Below are 18284 nucleotides of genomic sequence, written 5' to 3'. Positions count from 1 at the left end.
ATCAAGAATCGGTGCGCGCTCGGCCTCACCCGCCGAAGATTCGGTAGGGTGGGCGCAGCCGGCTCGCCCTCGGACAGCGGTGCGGCCCCGGCCCGGTTCACCCTTCCGCGCTTGTTCGTTACAGAGCGCGTACGCAGCGCGTATGGTCGCCTACCGCGCGTTGATCGTGATCGACGCCACTCGCGACTGGCGTCACATTAAGGGGGGTAGCTGCAGCGCCGTCACGGTATGTGGTGCGACGATAAAGCCATGGCTGGTAAATCCGATCCCACGCGGATTCTCATCCTCGGCGGCGGTTACGTCGGCATGTACACGGCACTTCAGCTGCAGAAGAAGCTGGGTCGCCGTGAGGCCTCCGTGACGGTCGTCGATCCTCAGCCGCACATGACCTACCAGCCCTTCCTACCGGAAGCGGCCGCGGGTTCGGTTGAACCCCGCCACGTGGTAGCGCCACTGCGACGAGTGTTGAAGCGGTGCCATGTGATCACCGCATCTGTCACCGAGATCAAGAACGACGAGAAGCTCGTCACGATCGAGAACCCGCAGAGCGGTACCGAGACGCTCGCCTACGACGTGCTCGTCGTGGCGCTGGGCTCGGTATCCCGGCTGCTGCCGATCCCCGGCCTCGCCGAGGAAGGCATCGGGCTCAAGACCGTGGGCGAGGCGACGTACCTCCGCAACCACGTTCTGGCCAAGATGGACGCCGCCGCCAACACCAACGACGAGGAGCTGCGCAAGCGGCTGCTCACCTTCACCTTCGTGGGTGGCGGGTTCGCCGGTGTCGAGGCGCTGGCCGAGCTCGAGGACATGGCCCGCTACGCGAGCCGTGACTACCAGAACCTGAGCCCCGACGACATGTCCTGGGCGCTCGTCGAAGCCGCCGGCCGGGTGATGCCCGAGGTGAGCGAGAAGATGGGCGTCTACGTCGTCAAGGCCCTCGAAGAGCGCGGCATCAAGGTCTACCTGAACACCTTCCTGAAGTCGATCGAGGGCGGTCACGCCGTCCTGTCCGACGGCACCGAGTTCGACACCGACACCCTGGTGTGGAACGCGGGCGTGAAGGCCAACCCGGTGGTCAAGAACAGCGACCTGCCGCTGGACGAGCGGGGCCGCGTCAAGGCTTCGGCCCACATGCAGGTCGAGGGCCTGCCCGGGGTCTGGGCCGCCGGTGACGTCGCCGCCGTGCCGGACCTGTCCAAGACCGACGAGGACCCGAACGCGACCTGCGCCCCGTCCGCGCAGCACGCGGTCCGCCAGGCCGACCAGCTCGCCAAGAACGTGCTGGCCACCCTGCGTGACAAGCCGACCAAGGAGTACCGCCACGCGTACGCCGGCTCGGTCGCCGGACTGGGCCTGTACAAGGGCGTCGCGGACGTCTACGGGTTCAAGGCCAAGGGCTTCGTCGCCTGGTTCATGCACCGCAGCTACCACGTGAGCCGGATGCCCACGTTCAACCGGAAGATGCGGATCGTCATCGACTGGACGCTGGCCTTCCTGTTCAAGCGGGAAGCCGTGTCGATGGGTCAGATCGAGAACCCGCGCGCTGCCTTCGAGCGGGCCGCCGCGAGCTGACGCCTCACCGAGCCGATGGACACCCAGGCCGCGCGTCGACGATGACGCGCGGCCTTCATGTTTCCAAGATCCTCGTCCGAGCGGTGGACAGCCGACCCGCTATCCTTGACAATCAGTAGCGGGAAAACGAAGACTGAGCCGAAGTCTTCACCTGAAAGGATGCGTCACGCGGGGGAAGGGGTGAATCCCTTGACGCTGAAAGAACTGGCAGCGATCTTGCGCAGTGGGGATGCGCAGGACGGCCCCATCGCCGATTTCGAAGCGGATTACGCCGAAGCGTCGAAGGTGTTCCGGAAGAAGGACGACTGACCATGTGCGCGGCCGAGGACCGGCCCGCTGAACCGGGGGAACGGGCCGAGCCCGAACTCCGCCCGACGCCGGTGCTGCTGCAGGGGCAGGACTACTTCGTCCGCGCACCGGACACCCCGCTGGACTTCCAGGAGCGGATGTACCAGGCGGGGCTCGTCGAGGAGGAGCCGGGCGATCCGGTTCCCTGCGTCGTCGTGCTCTCGCGCGCGACCGACATGGAGATGAACGACCTCTCCGTGGCGCTGGCCGAGCACGACATCCGCATGGTGCGCATCGACGCCGATCGGTGTCTGGACCTGCCACTGACGGTCTACGCCGATACTCCTCTGATCGAATTCCAGCGCTGGCTCTTGCGCCCGGTACTCGTCTGGCGGCGACACTTCGACATGACCGCCGTACCCGTTGATCCCGCAACCGTCTACGGGTCCTATGTTCGGGAGCAGTGGCAGGCGGTCGGTGACTGGCTGACCACCCGGGACGATTGGGGACAGGTGAACACGCGGCGGTCCAGGGAAGGGCTCGACCGGCTGACGCAGCTTCAGGGCGCGGCGTCGGTCGGCCTGCGCGTGCCGCGCACCGCCGTGACCACGATGCCCGGGCGCAGCCGCCCCGGTGGCGCGCAGTGCATCGTCAAGACCGCCGGTCACCACATGCTCGAACCCGAACCCGGTGCGCTGCGCGGGCTCTTCCCGCAGCCGCTGGACGTCCGCCGAACCGGCGGCGAGGCGCGCGAACCGGCACCCGTGCTGGTGCAGCAGTTCCTCGACGCCGACGAGGAGCTGCGGGTGTTCGTCGTGGGACGGCGCGCGATCGGGTTCCGGGTGAACAAGCTGGACCCGGCGCAGCTGTGGGTCGACCCGGAGTCGGTCGTGGTCGAACCGGTCGACCTTCCCGAGGAGCTGGTCGCACCGCTGCTGCGGCTGTGCGAGCGCTGGCGGCTGGACGTGGCGGGCTTCGACCTGCTGCGGGTGGCCGGCGAGTGGGTGTTCCTCGAGGTCAACGTCAACTGCGACTGGCGCTGGTTCGAGCAGCGCGCGGACAGCAAGGACGTCTCCGCGGCGGTGCACGACTGGGTGCGGTCGCGGTACGACGAGTTGGCGGAGTCGGCGACGGTGGGCGAATGGGGCAGCTGGTGATCAGACCACGAGTGCGTGGGAGTTTCACGACCGCGGGAACCTTACGGGGCCCGGCCGCGTCGTAGTGGCGTACCGGCACCCGTGCCGGTGCGAAGCCTGGCCCCCGTAGCCCAACTGGCAGAGGCAGACGACTTAAAATCGTCAGAGTGTCGGTTCGAACCCGACCGGGGGCACTTTTCCAATCTAACGGGTCAACTCGTCCCGTACTTCCCCCATCAGCGCAAGCGAGCAATCTCTTCCGGGTGACTTCCGTTGCTGCCGAGGGCTTTTCGCGTTCGACGAACCGCTTCCCCGATGTCGCGCAGCTGCGGGACGCCTCCCGGCTCGCGCTCCGCGAACCGGGTCCGGCGATGTGCCCCCGGTCGCGTTCCGGTATCCGTTCGGTGAATCCTCGGAGGTGCGGACCCCGGTCGGTCCGTCCTGTTCGGACGGTGCGAAGCGCGGCCCGCGGTGGCGATCTGGACGTCGCGAAGCGCCGACGAGGCGGTCGCTGTGGTGCGCCTCATCGAGTGCGGCTGCGGGGTGGGGGTTTCGCAGTGGGTGGGGTAACCGCGACAATGCGCGCTCATGGCCTACGAGCGAGACCCCCGGACCGGACGACCGGTGCCGGGACAGCCAGGACCGCAGCAGCCGGGACCGCCGCAGGGCGGTCCGCAGCCGCCCGGCCCGCCGCAGGGCGGTCAGCCGAGGCCTCCGCAGGTCCCGCCGGGTCAGATGCCGCCCCCGCCACCCGGAGGGCAGCCGCCGGGGCCGCCGCAGGGCGGACCGCCGCCGCAGCAGATGCCGCCGCAGCCGCCGATGGGTGGGCAGCCGCCGCAGTACCCGCAGGGGCAGCCTCCGGTGCAGCAGCCGCCCGCCGGAGTTCCCGGCTACCAGCCGCCGGCCAACAACCCGTACCCGGAGACCCGTGTCGGCGGCTACCGGGACGACCCGTACGCCGACCCGTACGCCGATCCGTACGGCTACCGGGACGACCGGTACGACCGCTACGACGACAGGTACGACGACCGCTACCGCGAGCCGGAGCGCGATCGCTACCGCGACGACTACGACCGCCGCGAGCGGGAGCGCGACCGCGACCGGGACTACGACCGGCGTGACCGGGACGGGTTCCGCGGGCCCAGCGCCGACGCCATCGGGCGCACCGTGCAGGTGCTCAGCGCGCTGATCGCGCTGGTGTTCGTGCTGCACATCATCTTCTCGGTGACGGGTGCGAACCAGGACAACGACTTCGTGGCCTTCACCTACGGCACCGCGAAGTTCTTCGTGCTCGGCCTGGGCGACGTGTTCACGCCCGGTGACGCGACGATCGGTCTGGTGCTCAACTACGGCCTCGCCGCGCTGATCTACCTGTTCGCCGGTCGGATCATCGCCCGAGCGCTACGTCGGTGACGCTGCGTCGACCCGGACCCGGAACTCGCCGGGTCCGGTATAGCGCATGTCACCTGTCCGCGTGACCTGCGCAAACGTTCCGTGACCGCAGTGCGGCGACGCGGGCTGTCAGGGGGCGGACACCGACCCGCGTCGGGGCATGGCACCCTTGAACTGGCCGGACCTGCGTTTCAGGCGGGTTCAGCCGCGCACGCACGGCCCGGGTTGCGCCGGACGGAAACGACGTCGGGCGCTTGCTCTCCAGCGGCCCATGACCAGGAGTAGCTGAGTGGAAAGTTTCTTCTCCTTCATCCTCTACCCGGTTTCGGCGATCTTGTGGTTCTGGCACAAGATCTTCGGAGCCGTGCTCGGGCCGGACAACGGGTTCGCCTGGGCCCTGGCCGTGTTCTTCCTGGTGTTCACCCTGCGCACGGTGCTGATCAAGCCCGCGCTGAGCCAGATGCGGGCCGGCCGCAAGATGGCGAAGTTCGCGCCGCACATCCAGAAGCTGCGCGAGAAGTACAAGAACGACCGCCAGCGCATGGCGCAGGAGATGCAGAAGCTCCAGTCCGAGCACGGGGTCAACCCGCTCGGCGGCTGCCTCCCCGCGCTGCTGCAGATCCCGGTCTTCCTGAGCCTGTTCCACGTCCTGCGGAACTTCCACCCGGGCGCGGAGAGCAACTTCGTCTTCGACAAGGCCGGGGTGGACTCGTTCATCCAGGCGAACATCTTCGGCGCCAAGCTCTCGAACTGGATCACCCAGCCCGAGCAGGAGCTGGCGCTGTTCGGCACCGACCGGACGTCGATGATGATCGTCGCGATCCCGCTGATGGTGATCGCCTCGATCGCGACCTACTTCACCATGCGCCTGTCGGTGAAGAAGCAGACCGACGCCTCGATGGCCAACCCGCAGTCGGCCATGATGGCCAAGTTCATGATGTACATCGCGCCGATCGGTGCGTTGATCTCGGGTTGGTTCCTGCCGATCGCGGTGCTGCTGTACTGGCTGGCCAACAACGTCTGGACGCTGGGTCAGCAGCACTTCCTGACCAAGAAGATCGACGCCGAGCAGGAGCGCGAGCGGCAGAAGGAGATCGAGGCGAAGAAGGCCACGCCTCGCCCGAAGCCGGGCCAGAAGCCGGTGCGCGACGGCGGCAAGCCCGCCTCGGAGGAGGAGGGCGAGTCGGCCACGGCCACCGCGACCGAGGCCAAGCCGTCCAAGCCCGCGCCGGGGCAGCGACCCGGTGGCAAGCCGGGTGGCAAGAAGAACCAGTCGAAGAACCGCCCGGGCAAGCAGGCGTCCAGGGCGAAGAAGCGGCGTTAGATAACTCGCAGGTAAAGGCCGGTGGATCTTGTGTCCACCGGCCTTTTGCGTCGGGTAAAGTCCGGTTTTACCGAAACGGGAACCGATCGGGACCGCCGGTCGTTGGATCTGGTGACGGCGCAAGAACGCCCAGGAGGATGAGTTGCGCACAACGAGCAACCCCGCGTTCCGCAAGCTGCCGGAAATGGCCGGTGGCTACGCGAACTTCAACTACGGCCAGGGCCAGCAGTCGCCCTACGGCCAGGCGCCGGCTGCTCCGCCGCAGACCGCGCGCCCGATGACGATCGACGACGTCGTCACCAAGACCGCGATCACCCTCACCCTGGCGGTGATCACCGCGGCGCTGACCTACCTGGTCGGTCCGCCCGCGGTCGTGCTGGCGCTGCCCGCGGCGCTGATCGCCCTGGTCATCTCGCTGGTCATCGTCTTCACCAAGAAGGTGCGCCCGGCGCTGGTCGTCGCCTACTCGGCGTTCGAGGGCGTGTTCCTCGGCGGCATCAGCTACGTGTTCGGATCGAGCTTCGGCTCGGCGATCATCATGCAGGCGGTCGTCGGCACCCTCGGCGTCTTCGCCGCGATGCTGGTCGTCTACAAGACCGGCGCGATCCGGGTGACGCCGAAGCTGACCAAGTGGATCATCGGCGCGGTCGCGGGTGCGGCGGTGCTGATGCTGGTCAACCTGGTCGCCAGCTTCTTCATGGCCGGTGGCCTGGGGCTGCGCGAGGCGGGTCCGCTGGGCATCGGCTTCAGCCTGCTGTGCATCGGCATCGCGGCGTTCAGCTTCCTGCTGGACTTCGACGCCGCCGACAAGGCGATCCGCAGCGGTGTCGACGCCAAGTTCGCCTGGTACATCGCGTTCGGCCTGATGACCACGCTGGTCTGGCTGTACCTGGAGATCCTGCGCCTGCTGTCCTACTTCACCAGCAGCGACTGACGCAGCTCCCCGCAAGGCCCGAAAAGGCCGCCACCCCCACCGGGGATGGCGGCCTTTTCGCTGCTCGCTCCGCTCGCAACACGGATTACGGCCGTAATCCGTTCCCTGAAAACTGCCGTAATCGGGTCCCTGAAAACTGCCGTAATCGGGTCCCTGAAAACTGCCGTAATCGGGTCACCGCGCGGGGATCAGGAGAGGCGCTCCAGGACCATGGCCATGCCCTGGCCGCCGCCGACGCACATGGTCTCCAGGCCGAACTGCTTGTCGTGGAACTGGAGGGAGTTGATGAGCGTGGTGGTGATGCGGGCGCCGGTCATGCCGAACGGGTGGCCCACGGCGATCGCGCCGCCGTTGACGTTCAGCTTCTCCAGCGGGATGCCCAGGTCCTGGTAGGACGGGATGACCTGCGCGGCGAACGCCTCGTTGATCTCCACCAGGTCGATGTCGTCGATGCTCATGCCGGCGCGCTTGAGGGCCTGCTTGGAGGCCTCCACCGGGCCGAGGCCCATGATCTCCGGCGACAGGCCGGACACGCCGGTCGACACCACGCGGGCCAGCGGAGTCAGGCCGAGCTCCTTGGCCTTGGTGTCGCTCATGATCACCAGGGCGGCGGCGCCGTCGTTCAGCGGGCAGCAGTTGGCGGCGGTGATCCGGCCGTCGGGGCGGAACACCGGCTTGAGGCCGGACACGCCCTCCTTGGTCACGCCCGCGCGCGGGCCGTCGTCGGCGGAGACGACGGTGCCGTCGGGGAGGGTGACCGGGGTGATCTCGCGCGACCAGAAGCCGTTGGCGATGGCCTTCTCGGCGAGGTTCTGCGAGCGGACGCCGAAGTCGTCCATCTCGTCGCGGCTGATGCCCTTCAGGCGCGCCAGGTTCTCGGCGGTCTGGCCCATCGGGATGTAGACGTCCGGGACGACGTCGAGCTCGCGCGGGTCGGTCCAGTTCTCCGCGCCCTGCTCGGCGGTCTGCTGGGTGCGGGCCTCGGCGTCGGCGAAGATCGGGTTGTGGGTGTCGGGCAGCGAGTCCGAGGAGCCCTTGGCGAAGCGGGACACCGTCTCGACACCGGCGCTGATGAACACGTCGCCCTCGCCGGCCTTGATGGCGTGCAGCGCCATCCGGGTCGTCTGCAGGCTCGACGAGCAGTAGCGGGTGATGGTGGTGCCGGGCAGCTGGTCGTGGCCGAGGAGCACGGCGACGACGCGGGCCATGTTGAAGCCCTGCTCACCGCCGGGCAGACCGCAGCCGAGCATCAGGTCGTCGATGTCGTTCGGGTCGAGCTCGGGGACCTTGTCCAGCGCGGCCTTGACGATCTGCGCGGTGAGGTCGTCCGGGCGGATGTCCTTCAGCGATCCCTTCCCGGCGCGGCCGATGGGGGAGCGCGCAGCGGAGACGATGACTGCTTCGGGCATGGGGAACTCCTTCGTTCGCCGGGGCGCGTGCGGTTACTGACGAGTCACTTTAGAGCCGCTGCCCCCATCCTGTCGGTGACGCCACTCACCAACAACCCCCAAACCGACCGGTCGGTACCCCGGGGTCCGGCCGGGGACCCGATTTCCATGGAAGTCGGAACCCCGATTTCCATGGAAATCCGGTCCCTGACTTCCATGGAAATCGGGTCACCCCGGGTCGGTCAGGGGCGGCGGAGGTGGAGTCGGCGGTTGAGGTGGGCGACGACCCGGCTGGTGGGGCGACGGGCCTCGGCCGTCTCCGAGCGGGTCGGGGCCGGGGGCAGCGGACCGCCCTGCCAGGCGCCGACCGCGATGCAGACGACGGGCAGGAGGATCTCCGCGGCGGCCTCGTACCCGGCGCCCGAGGGGTGGAAGCGGTCCGGGGAGAAGAACTCCGCCGGCCGGGCCAGGAACTCCGGGGACAGCAGGTCGGCCAGCGGGACCGCGTAGCCGCCGTTGATCTCCACGGACCGCCGCTGGGCGCGGGCCAGCGCGAGGCTCCAGCGGCTGGCCACCGAGCGCAGCGGCTGCGGGATCGGCCGGATCGCGCCCAGGTCCGGGCAGGTGCCCACGACGACCGGGACGCCCTCCTCGACGATCCGGCGGACCTGCTCGCCCAGCAGTTCGGCGCACCGGGACACCGGCAGCTTCGAGGTCACGTCGTTGGCGCCGATGATGATCAGCACGACGTCCGGAGGACGCCGCAGCACCGCGTCCACCTGCTCGGACAGCTCCTGGGTGGTCGCGCCGACGATCGCGTGCGTGCTCAGCGAGACCGGCCCGTCGAGCTCCTCGGCGAGGCCGCGCGCCACCCCCACGCCCGGCAGCTCGCTCGGGAAGCTCGCGCCCAGGCCCGCCGCCGAGGAGTCGCCGAGCACGGCGAGCTCCAGCGGCCGGACTCCCTCGGGAACCTCGCCGCGCGGCACCGGGCCGACGCCGGAGGGCAGGTGCACGCCGTCAGCGCGCAGCGGTTCTGCGATCGGGGGGCCGATGACCCGCCGCGCGTGTCCGGCCTGGCCGTTGAGCAGGCCGTACGCCGCGCCGGACAACCCGCCCGCCGTACCGGCCGCCAGCAGTGCGAGCCGCAAAGCCTTCGTCACGATCATCTCGGCCCCTCCCTCGCAACCCGCCCCGGGGAATGGGAATGCTCGCCCATCCGACCAGGATCACGCCCGGCGAAACGCCTCATCCCCTCAGTGGAAAGACGCCGCCGGACCGGAAAAACTTCCCTGATCGGTGTGTCGTCGGGAAGGTCCTGTGGGTTAACGCCTGACCAGCCGATTACGCTCGGCATCACATCCGCGCGGAGAGCCGCCGCGCGGGACGATCCCGACGATTGAGGACGAGGCGTGGACTACGTCGAGCACGTCACCGACCTGGTGGGCAACACCCCTCTGGTCAGGCTGAACGCGGTCGCCACCGGCAAGACCCCGGTGCTGGCGAAGGTGGAGTACCTCAACCCCGGCGGCAGCGTGAAGGACCGCATCGCGCTGCGCATGATCGAGGCCGCCGAGGCCTCCGGTGAGCTCAAGCCCGGCGGCACCATCGTGGAGCCGACCTCCGGCAACACCGGTGTCGGACTGGCGATGGTCGCCCAGCGCAGGGGCTACCGCTGCGTGTTCGTCTGCCCGGACAAGGTCAGCGAGGACAAGCGCAACGTCCTCAAGGCCTACGGCGCCGAGGTCGTGGTGTGCCCGACGGCCGTGGAGCCCGAGCACCCGGAGTCCTACTACTCCGTCTCGGACCGCCTCGTCGCGGAGATCGACGGCGCCTGGAAGCCCAACCAGTACGCCAACCCGCAGAACCCCGAGTCCCACGTGCACTCCACGGGCCCGGAGATCTGGGAGCAGACCGAGGGCAAGGTGACCCACTTCGTCGCCGGCATCGGCACCGGCGGCACCATCTCGGGCACCGGCGAGTACCTGAAGAAGGTCTCCGGCGGCAAGGTCAAGATCGTCGGCGCGGACCCGGAGGGCTCGGTCTACTCCGGCGGGCACGGGCGCCCCTACCTGGTGGAGGGCGTCGGCGAGGACTTCTGGCCGACCACCTACGACCGGGGCATCTGCGACGAGATCGTGCCGATCTCGGACGCCGAGTCCTTCGAGATGACCCGGCGCCTCGCCAAGGAGGAGGCGCTGCTGGTCGGCGGTTCCTGCGGGATGGCCGTGGCCGCCGCCCTCAAGGTCGCCGAGAACGCGAGCCCGGACGACGTGATCGTGGTGCTGCTGCCCGACGGCGGCCGCGGCTACCTCACCAAGATCTTCAACGACTCGTGGATGGCCTCCTACGGCTTCCTCTCGCCCGACGAGGCGGGCGGCACCGTCGGCGACGTGCTGCGCCGCAAGGACGGAACCGTCCCCGAGCTCGTGCACACCCACCCCAGCGAGACGGTGGCCGAGGCGGTGGCGATCCTGCGCGAGTTCGGCGTCTCCCAGATGCCGGTCGTGCGCGCCGAGCCGCCGATCATGGCGGCCGAGATCGCGGGCGCGGTCAACGAGCGCGACCTGCTGGACGCGCTGTTCGCGGGCCGCGCGCACCTCGCCGACACCGTGGAGCAGCACATGTCCCCGCCGCTGCCGACCATCGGCGCAGGTGAGGAGATCAGCTCGGCGATGTCGGCGCTGACCGGTGCGGACGGGGCGATGGTGCTGATCGACGGCAAACCCGCCGGAGTCGTGACCCGCCAGGATGTGCTTGGATTCATCGCCGGTCGATGATGACGACTTGACGCTTTGCGCCACTGCGCTCCGCTCCCATCGGATAGCGTGGGGCCGAAGTATGCCCAGGACTTTGGACGCCGCAAGGGAGTAGTACCCGATGAGCTCTCCGCAGCCGCCGGACGGCGGTCAGCAGGGTTCGGACCCGATTTCGAACCGGATGGACCCCCAGGACGAGAACCAGGCTGGCGGTGACTCGACGCAGGTCGTCCGGCCCGTCCAGTCGCAGGGGCAGCAGCCGCCGTCCGAGGCCACCCAGGTGGTCCGGCCGACGGGTCAGCCGCAGCAGGGCGGTGACTCCACCCAGGTGGTGCCGCCGTCGATGCAGCCGCCGCAGCCGATGTACCAGCAGCCCGGTCAGCAGCAGGGCGGTCAGCAGGGGGCGGACGCGACGGCCATGGTGCCGCCGTCGATGCAGCCCCCGCAGCCGATGTACCAGCAGCCGGGCACGCAGAGCCAGCCCGGCGGCTTCCCGGCGCAGCCCCCGCAGCAGCCGGGCACTCCCGGCAGCGGCTTCCCCGCCCCGCAGGCCCAGGCCGGCTTCCCGCCCCCGCAGGCGGGCGGCTTCCCGGGTCAGGGCGCCGAGGCGGGCAACCCGGGGCTCGCCAAGCTGTGCGCGATTCTGGGCATCGTCTTCGGTGGTCTGGGTGTCATCTTCGGCATCATCGGGATCGTGGGCCTCGCGAGCTTGTCCGCGATGTCGTCCCAGATGGAGTCGATGGGCGTCGAGGTCCCGCCGATGGGCCTGATGTACACCCTGACGATCGTCAGCGTCCTGGTCTCGTTGGTCTACCTCGTCGGCGGCATCCTGCTGCTCAAGCGCAACGCGCTGGGCGCGATGATGATCGGCGGCGCGGCGGCGCTCGGCGTGATCGCCAACCTGGTCATGATGATCATGTACCCGAGCGCCAGCGGCGTCATCGGCATGATCTTCGGCATCGCCCTGGCCGTGCTGGCGTTCCTGCCCGCGGTGCGGGAGTGGGCCAACGCCGGTTCCGGTGCCGCGAACGCGCAGCTCGGCGGCTACGGCCAGCCGCAGCCGCAGCAGGGCTTCGGGCAGCAGCCGCCGCAGCAGTTCGGCCAGCCCGGACCGCCGCAGCAGTTCGGTCAGCAGCCCCAGCAGGGCTTCGGGCAGCCGCAGCAGGGCTTCGGCCAGCAGCCCCCGCAGGGCTACCCGCAGCAGGGCGGCTACCCGCAGTCCGGTGGCTTCCCGCAGCAGGGCGGCTACCCGCAGCAGGGCGGCCAGCAGCCGGGCCAGCCCCCGCAGCCGCCGCAGTGGTGAGCTGAGCGCAGCATCGAAGTGCCCCCGACCTGCCCAGGTCGGGGGCACTTCGCTTCGCGGGGCCGAGTCGGCGGAACAGCGCCGGAGCATTACGCTGCTCCGCATGAGTGACGGCTTCGCCACCCGCGCGATTCACGCGGGCCAGGAGGCAGACCCGACGACCGGTTCGGTGATCGTGCCCATCCACGCGACCTCGACCTACGCGCAGGACGGCGTGGGCGGGATGCGCTCCGGCTACGAGTACTCCCGCACCGGCAACCCGACCCGGACCGCGCTGGAGCGCTGCCTGGCCGAGCTGGAGAACGGCAGGCACGCGCGGGCCTACGCGTCCGGCATGGCCGCCACCGACGCGGTGCTGCGGTCGCTGCTGCGCCCGGGCGATCACCTGGTGATCCCCGACGACGCCTACGGCGGCACGTTCCGGCTGATCGACAAGGTGCTGTCGGGCTGGGGCATCTCGTACACGCCCGCGCCGGTCTCCGACGTCGACGCGGTGCGCGCGGCGATCCAGGACAACACCAAGCTGGTCTGGCTGGAGACGCCGACGAACCCGCTGCTCAACATCGGCGACATCGCGGCGCTGGCGCAGGTCTCCGCCGACGCGGGCGTGAAGCTCGTCGTCGACAACACCTTCGCCTCGCCGTTCCTGCAGCAGCCGCTGGAGCTGGGCGCGACGGCCGTCGTGCACTCGACGACGAAGTACCTCGGCGGCCACTCCGACGTGGTCGGCGGTGCCGTGGTGACCTCGGACGACGCGCTGGCCGAGCAGCTCGCGTTCCTGCAGAACGGCGCGGGTGCGGTTCCCGGCCCGTTCGACGCGTTCCTGACCATGCGCGGTCTCAAGACCCTCGCGGTCCGGATGGAGCGCCACAGCGCCAACGCCGAGCGGGTCGTCAGCGCCCTCAACGGCCACCCGAAGGTCGCCAAGGTCCTCTACCCGGGCCTGCCGGACCACCCGGGCCACGAGGTCGCCGCGAAGCAGATGAAGCACTTCGGCGGCATGGTCTCGTTCCTCCACGCCGACGGCGAGGAGGCGGCCCTGGAGGTGTGCGCCCGCACGCGGCTGTTCACCCTCGCCGAGTCCCTCGGCGGCGTCGAGTCGCTCATCGAGCACCCGGGCAAGATGACCCACGCCAGCACGGCGGGCTCGATGCTGCAGGTCCCGGCGGACCTGGTGCGCCTCTCGGTCGGCATCGAGGAGGCCGACGACCTCGTCGAAGACCTCCTCACCGCCCTCGGCTGACCACCGGCTGTCAAGAACCCCGGTTCTCGCGCGACGAGAACCGGGGTTCTTGACGCGTGGAGGGGGTCACCTGGCCAGGGAGGGGTCCGCTGTGCCCGGGGTGGGGGCGTCCGCGGGGTTGTGCGGGGTGATGGGGAGGTCGCTGGGGTGGAGGCAGCCTCCGATGAGCTCGACGACCCCGTCGTGCTCGGTGTAGGTGCCCGGGTCGTCGCAGCCCGAGTCGAGGACGGCCAGGACGGCGGCTCCGGACAGGGCGGCGGCCATGACGGCGCCGGTGAGCAGGGACAACGCGCCGGTGCTCGGTTGCGCCATGATTCCCTCCCGGCACTGCGCTCGGTGACCGTCCCGCCCACCGAGCGTACCGGTACCGGAGCGCTAGTACCGGTAGATCGACGGTGGCACGATTGCCCGTATGCAGCTCGTCGACCTGGACCGAATCCGCGAAGCGGACGCCCTGCTCGCCAAGGTGGCCCGGCGGACCCCGATGGAGCACTCCCGGGTGCTCGGTGAGTACACCGGCGGCGAGGTGTACCTCAAGTGCGAGAACCTGCAGCGCACCGGCTCGTTCAAGCTCAGGGGCGCCTACGTGCGGCTGCTCGGGCTCGCCGCCGAGCGGCGCGCGGCCGGGGTCGTCGCGGCCAGCGCGGGCAACCACGCCCAGGGCGTCGCGCTGGCGGCCCAGCTGCTCGGCATCCCCGCCACCGTCTACATGCCCGAGCGCGTGCCGCTGCCGAAGCTGGCCGCCACCAAGGCCTACGGCGCCGAGGTGAGGCTGCGCGGCGCGGTCCTCGCCGAGACCCTCGCGGCGGCCAAGGAGCACGCCGAGCGCACGGGAGCGGAGTTCATCCACCCCTTCGACCACTCGGACATCATCGCCGGTCAGGGCACCGTGGGCCTGGAGATCCTGGAGCAGCTGCCCGAGGTGAGCACGATCCTGGTGCCCACCGGCGGAGGCGGGCTGGTCGCGGGCGTCGCGGCCGCGGTGAAGGCCAAGCGCCCCGAGGTGAAGGTGCTGGCGGTGCAGGCCGAGCAGGCCGCCGCGTGGCCGGGCTCGCTGGCCGCGGGCAAGCCGGTGCCGGTCACGGACACCCAGACGATGGCCGACGGCATCGCCGTGGGAGAGCCCGGAGCGGTGCCGTTCGCGCACGTCAACGAGCTGGCCGACGGGGTGCTCACGGTCAGCGAGGAGTCGCTGTCCCGAGCGCTGCTGCTGTGCCTGGAGCGCGCCAAGCTCGTCGTCGAGCCCGCCGGCGTGGCCGCCGTCGCCGCGCTGCTGGAGCACCCCGAGCAGGTCACCTCGCCGACCGCAGCGGTGCTCTCCGGCGGGAACATCGACCCGCTGCTGCTGCTCCAGCTCATCCAGCACGGCATGACCTCGGCGGGCCGCTACCTGTCGCTGCGCGTCCGGCTGCCCGACCGGCCCGGTTCGCTGGCGGCGCTGCTGGGCAAGCTCGGCGAGGTCAACGCCAACGTCATCGACATCGAGCACTCCCGCATCTCCGGTGCCCTCGCGCTCGGCGAGGTCGACGTGGAGGTGTCGCTGGAAACCCGAGGTCAGGAACACTGCGAGTACGTGGTCACCCAGCTCGAAGCGGCCGGGTACACGATCCTCGCCCGTCGCTGAGGAGCGCTGTGGCCACCACCAACGGTCCCGACGAACTCGACGCCCGGTTGTTGCTGCTGCTCTCCGACGAGCCGCGGCTGGGCGTGCTGGAGTGCTCCCGGCGCCTCGGAGTCGCCCGGGGCACCGTGCAGGCCCGGCTCGACCGGCTCGTCCAGCGCGGTGTCCTCCAGGGGTTCCCGCCGGAGCTGGACCTGGCGGCGATGGGCTACGGGCTGACCGCCTTCGCCTGGCTGGAGATCGCCCAGGGGCACCGCACGGCCGTCTCCGACCAGCTCGCCGCCATCGACGAGGTCTGCGAGGTGCACGCCACGACCGGGCAGGGCGACCTGTTCGTGCGGATGGTCGCGCGGTCCAACGACGACCTGCAGCGGGTCATCGACGAGGTGGTAGGCGTGCCCGGGGTGCGCCGCACCTCGACGTCGATCGCGCTGTCCACTCCGGTGCCGCCGAGGGTGCGCCCGCTGCTGCGCCGCCTTTCCGGGGAAAAAGGAGCGGGCGCCCCGGAAACCGGGACGCCCGCGGCCCGAGCGCATAAGCCCGGAATCGATTCTTAATTGCGGTGAAACCTCTCAGCTGTTTCGCCCGCATATGCCAGGTGAAGCCAGATCAACAAAGGCGCGCGGGACCGCACGCGAAAGGAGTCCGGATTCGGCGGTATCAGCCGTTGAAGGGCTCGGCCTTGACGAGCGTGACCTTCATGTTGCCGCCGTTGGGCAGTTCGTACTCGCGGCTCTCGCCCTCCTTGGCGTCCAGCAGAGCCTTGCCCAGCGGGGAGCTGGGGGAGTACACCTCGAGGTCGCCGTGGGCGCCCTCCTCGCGGTTGGCGAGCAGGAACTGCTCGGTCTCGTCCTCGCCGTCGTAGCGGACGGTCAGCACCGAACCCGGCTTGGCGATGCCGGACTCCGTGGGCACGTCGCCGACCTTGGCGGTGCGCAGCAGCTCCTGCAGCTGGCGGATGCGAGACTCGATCTGGCCCTGCTCCTCGCGGGCCGCGTGGTAGCCGCCGTTCTCGCGGAGGTCGCCCTCCTCGCGAGCCTCGTTGATCTTCGCGGCGATCACCGGGCGGTTGGCCACGAGCTCGTCCAGCTCACCCTTGAGCCGGTCGTAAGCATCCTGGGTCAGCCAGGTCACCTGGGTCTCGCTCACGGTCACCACTCCTCGTCGACTTCCGGCCCGCTCTCACTGCGAGCCAAATTGCAATTCCGCCCTTTTCTCAGCCAATGCCAAGTAACGGAAAAACACGGCCCTCAGCGGGGGCCGTGCTGCGCTCGACGATAGCACGAATCAGCACGCGAAGGGGTGGGATTCTCCTGGCGTCCGACGTGCACAGGGACGCTTCACCCGGTTGGCCGCGTGTGAGTGGACAAATATTCAGGAACGTTGTAAGTGCAGCCGTACACCTCCCCGACGCCCGCTGGGGCGGATGTACGAAGCACAGTGTCCTGCCGGGTGACGCCGTTCGCCGGATGGATCAGGACTTCGCGCCTGCCGACCTCCTCGCCGGACTTGGCGCGACCGCGAACCACGCAATCGGCGGGCCGCCGCGGATCGTCCCGCTGGACTTCCAGGGTGATCCGAACGGAGTGGTCGTCGATGATCTCGAAGGCGACCTGCTTGCCCTCGATCGGAGCAGAGCCGAGGTTGCGGTAACCCACCACCGAGACGCCCACGAGGACCAGCAGCACCACCGCGACCAGGGCCCAGCGCAGCGCAGGGCGGTTCCGCGCGCTGCGAGCGCGCGATCCGTACCGGTCCGCGGGGACCTGCTGCTGCGTCACGGCGGCCTTTCGACGCGAGTGGTGGATCTGCGGCCGGGACCACACGGGGTGACGGCCGGTCCGTCGGCTCCAACGGGAACAATGGAGCACGACGTCCACGTTGAGTATCCCTGGACCGTTCAGCTGACCGACGGCGGGTCCGCGGACGCGGACGAGCCGCGCGCGGCGGGGACGGCGCGTGGGCGCAAGCTGCTACTAGCGGGAGGAACAAGCGGGCGATGGCGGACAAGCTGCGACTGATGACGGTGCACGCGCACCCGGACGACGAGTCCAGCAAGGGGGCCGCGACCACCGCGCGCTACGCGGCCGAGGGCCACGAAGTGATGGTGGTCACCTGCACGGGAGGTGAAGCGGGCAGCATCCTGAACCCGGCGATGGACCGGCCGGAGGTCGTGTCGAACCTGACCGAGGTGCGCCGCGAGGAGATGGCCAGGGCGGCCGAGATCCTCGGCGTGCAGCACCGCTGGCTGGGCTTCGTCGACTCCGGGCTGCCGGAGGGCGACCCGCTGCCGCCGCTTCCGGACGGCGTGTTCGCGACCGTGCCGCTGGAGGAGTCCACCCGCGAGCTGGTCAAGGTCGTGCGCGAGTTCCGCCCGCACGTGGTCATCACCTACGACGAGAACGGCGGCTACCCGCACCCCGACCACATCCGCTGCCACGAGATCTCGGTGGCGGCCTTCGACGCCGCGGGCGACCCCGACCTCTACGAGGGCACGGGCGAGCCGTGGCAGCCGCTGAAGCTCTACTACTCGCACGGCTTCTCCCGCAGGCGCATGCAGCTGTTCCACGAGTCGCTGCTGGCCGAGGGCAAGGAGTCGCCCTGGACCGACTGGCTGGCGCGCTGGGACGAGCAGAAGCGCCCCGACCCGGACGACCGGGTGACCACGCGCGTGCCGTGCGGGGAATACTTCGAGAAGCGGGACGACGCGTTGCGCGCCCACGCGACCCAGATCGACCCGACGAGCCGCTGGTTCGCGGTCTCGTGCGACGTGCAGCGCGAGCTGTGGCCGACCGAGGACTACGAGCTGGTGCGCTCGCTGGTCGACACCACGTTGCCGGAGGACGACCTGTTCGACGGCGTCCAGGAGAAGGTGTGCGCATGAGTGCTCAGGAGACCGTCGGACTGGTCCTGGCCCAGGGGCTGGGGCCGGGGCAGGACCCGGGCGGCCAGGGCGAGGACTTCGGCAAGTCCTCGCCGCTCGGCCTGGTCCTGCTGATCGTGTTCGCCATCGCCGTGGTGCTCCTGGTCCGTTCGATGACCAAGCACCTCAAGAAGCTGCCCACCGTCTTCGACGAGGAGAAGGCCAACGCCGCGGCTCCGGCCCACGTCAAACGAGCCGAGGCCGAAGCCGCCGAGCAGGCGGAGAAGGCCGCGGACGAGGCGGAATCCTCGGAGGACGAGGGATCTGAGAAGAAGCCCAAGGCGACGACGGAGTAGAACCCCTGCTCACGCGGGACCATCCGGGGATTCCGGGTGGTCCCGCGTCGTGCGTGGGGGGGGGGGGGGGGGGGGGGGGGGGGGGGGGGGGGGGGGGGGGGGGGGGGG

Annotated in this window: 17 protein-coding genes and 1 tRNA gene; 13 read left to right on the top strand and 5 right to left on the bottom strand. The window is 69.9% G+C overall.

The genetic code is table 11. The annotated features are described in order from the left end of the window. Positions 1–249 precede the first annotated feature (249 nt). The 6 genes from QFW96_RS24790 to QFW96_RS24765 all read left to right on the top strand — a co-directional run bounded on the left by QFW96_RS24790 (position 250) and on the right by QFW96_RS24765 (position 6646). Positions 250–1572 (top strand): NAD(P)/FAD-dependent oxidoreductase, encoded by a 1323-nt coding sequence (locus tag QFW96_RS24790; protein ID WP_281458130.1) that lies wholly within the window; start codon positions 250–252, stop codon positions 1570–1572. A gap of 311 nt (positions 1573–1883) precedes the next feature. Then, positions 1884–3017, top strand: a complete 1134-nt coding sequence (locus QFW96_RS24785) for an ATP-grasp domain-containing protein (RefSeq protein WP_281458129.1) — start codon at positions 1884–1886, stop codon at positions 3015–3017. 99 nt (positions 3018–3116) lie between these two features. After that, positions 3117–3190: transfer RNA gene (locus tag QFW96_RS24780), tRNA-Leu, on the top strand. Between the two features lie 394 nt (positions 3191–3584). Next, positions 3585–4409 (top strand): hypothetical protein, encoded by an 825-nt coding sequence (locus QFW96_RS24775; RefSeq protein ID WP_281458128.1) that lies wholly within the window; start codon positions 3585–3587, stop codon positions 4407–4409. 268 nt (positions 4410–4677) lie between these two features. After that, positions 4678–5712: a membrane protein insertase YidC gene (gene yidC, locus QFW96_RS24770; RefSeq protein ID WP_281458127.1), complete on the top strand. Its 1035-nt coding sequence runs from the start codon at positions 4678–4680 to the stop codon at positions 5710–5712. Positions 5713–5854: 142 nt separating this feature from the next. Next, entirely contained in the window at positions 5855–6646 is a 792-nt protein-coding gene (locus QFW96_RS24765; RefSeq protein WP_281458126.1) for a Bax inhibitor-1/YccA family protein, read from the top strand. A 188-nt stretch (positions 6647–6834) separates the two neighbouring features. On the opposite strand, the gene QFW96_RS24760 is transcribed toward QFW96_RS24765, so the two are convergent. Further along, positions 6835–8055, bottom strand: a complete 1221-nt coding sequence (locus tag QFW96_RS24760) for an acetyl-CoA C-acetyltransferase (RefSeq protein ID WP_281458125.1) — start codon at positions 8053–8055, stop codon at positions 6835–6837. 221 nt (positions 8056–8276) lie between these two features. After that, positions 8277–9200, bottom strand: coding sequence for an SGNH/GDSL hydrolase family protein (locus tag QFW96_RS24755; RefSeq protein ID WP_281458124.1), 924 nt, complete (start codon positions 9198–9200; stop codon positions 8277–8279). Positions 9201–9443: 243 nt separating this feature from the next. Here QFW96_RS24755 and QFW96_RS24750 point away from each other — a divergent pair, with 243 nt between their 5' ends. The 3 genes from QFW96_RS24750 to QFW96_RS24740 all read left to right on the top strand — a co-directional run bounded on the left by QFW96_RS24750 (position 9444) and on the right by QFW96_RS24740 (position 13336). Further along, the gene (locus tag QFW96_RS24750) at positions 9444–10811 is read left to right on the top strand and encodes a cystathionine beta-synthase (RefSeq protein WP_281458123.1); all 1368 of its coding nucleotides are present in this window, start codon (positions 9444–9446) and stop codon (positions 10809–10811) included. A gap of 100 nt (positions 10812–10911) precedes the next feature. Then, positions 10912–12093 carry a hypothetical protein gene (locus tag QFW96_RS24745; RefSeq protein ID WP_281458122.1) on the top strand — a complete coding sequence of 394 codons (1182 nt, stop codon included), beginning with the start codon at positions 10912–10914 and terminating at the stop codon, positions 12091–12093. A gap of 103 nt (positions 12094–12196) precedes the next feature. After that, positions 12197–13336 (top strand): cystathionine gamma-synthase, encoded by a 1140-nt coding sequence (locus QFW96_RS24740; protein ID WP_281458121.1) that lies wholly within the window; start codon positions 12197–12199, stop codon positions 13334–13336. 66 nt (positions 13337–13402) lie between these two features. Here QFW96_RS24740 and QFW96_RS24735 read toward each other — a convergent pair whose 3' ends face one another. After that, entirely contained in the window at positions 13403–13648 is a 246-nt protein-coding gene (locus tag QFW96_RS24735; protein WP_281458120.1) for a hypothetical protein, read from the bottom strand. A gap of 100 nt (positions 13649–13748) precedes the next feature. Between QFW96_RS24735 and ilvA the strand changes: the two genes are divergently transcribed. Both ilvA and QFW96_RS24725 read left to right on the top strand, forming a co-directional pair. Further along, positions 13749–14960, top strand: a complete 1212-nt coding sequence (ilvA, locus tag QFW96_RS24730) for a threonine ammonia-lyase (protein WP_281458119.1) — start codon at positions 13749–13751, stop codon at positions 14958–14960. Positions 14961–14968: 8 nt separating this feature from the next. Next, on the top strand, positions 14969–15514 hold the full coding sequence (locus QFW96_RS24725; protein WP_281458118.1) for an Lrp/AsnC family transcriptional regulator: 546 nt from the start codon (positions 14969–14971) through the stop codon (positions 15512–15514). A 103-nt stretch (positions 15515–15617) separates the two neighbouring features. On the opposite strand, the gene greA is transcribed toward QFW96_RS24725, so the two are convergent. Continuing rightward, on the bottom strand, positions 15618–16106 hold the full coding sequence (greA, locus tag QFW96_RS24720) for a transcription elongation factor GreA (protein WP_281458117.1): 489 nt from the start codon (positions 16104–16106) through the stop codon (positions 15618–15620). Positions 16107–16297: 191 nt separating this feature from the next. Then, positions 16298–16738 carry a DUF4307 domain-containing protein gene (locus QFW96_RS24715; RefSeq protein ID WP_281458116.1) on the bottom strand — a complete coding sequence of 147 codons (441 nt, stop codon included), beginning with the start codon at positions 16736–16738 and terminating at the stop codon, positions 16298–16300. A gap of 218 nt (positions 16739–16956) precedes the next feature. Between QFW96_RS24715 and mca the strand changes: the two genes are divergently transcribed. Further along, complete coding sequence (mca, locus tag QFW96_RS24710) at positions 16957–17841, top strand: mycothiol conjugate amidase Mca (RefSeq protein ID WP_281458115.1); 885 nt, start codon at positions 16957–16959, stop codon at positions 17839–17841. After that, complete coding sequence (locus QFW96_RS24705; protein ID WP_281458114.1) at positions 17838–18176, top strand: hypothetical protein; 339 nt, start codon at positions 17838–17840, stop codon at positions 18174–18176. Before mca ends, QFW96_RS24705 begins: the two co-directional genes overlap by 4 nt. Positions 18177–18284 lie beyond the last annotated feature (108 nt).

It is taken from the genome of Saccharopolyspora ipomoeae (genome assembly GCF_029952525.1).
Classification (GTDB): domain Bacteria; phylum Actinomycetota; class Actinomycetes; order Mycobacteriales; family Pseudonocardiaceae; genus Saccharopolyspora; species Saccharopolyspora ipomoeae.
The sequence above is the reverse complement of the archived record's forward strand: the minus strand, read 5'-3'. Positions and strand labels throughout refer to the sequence as shown.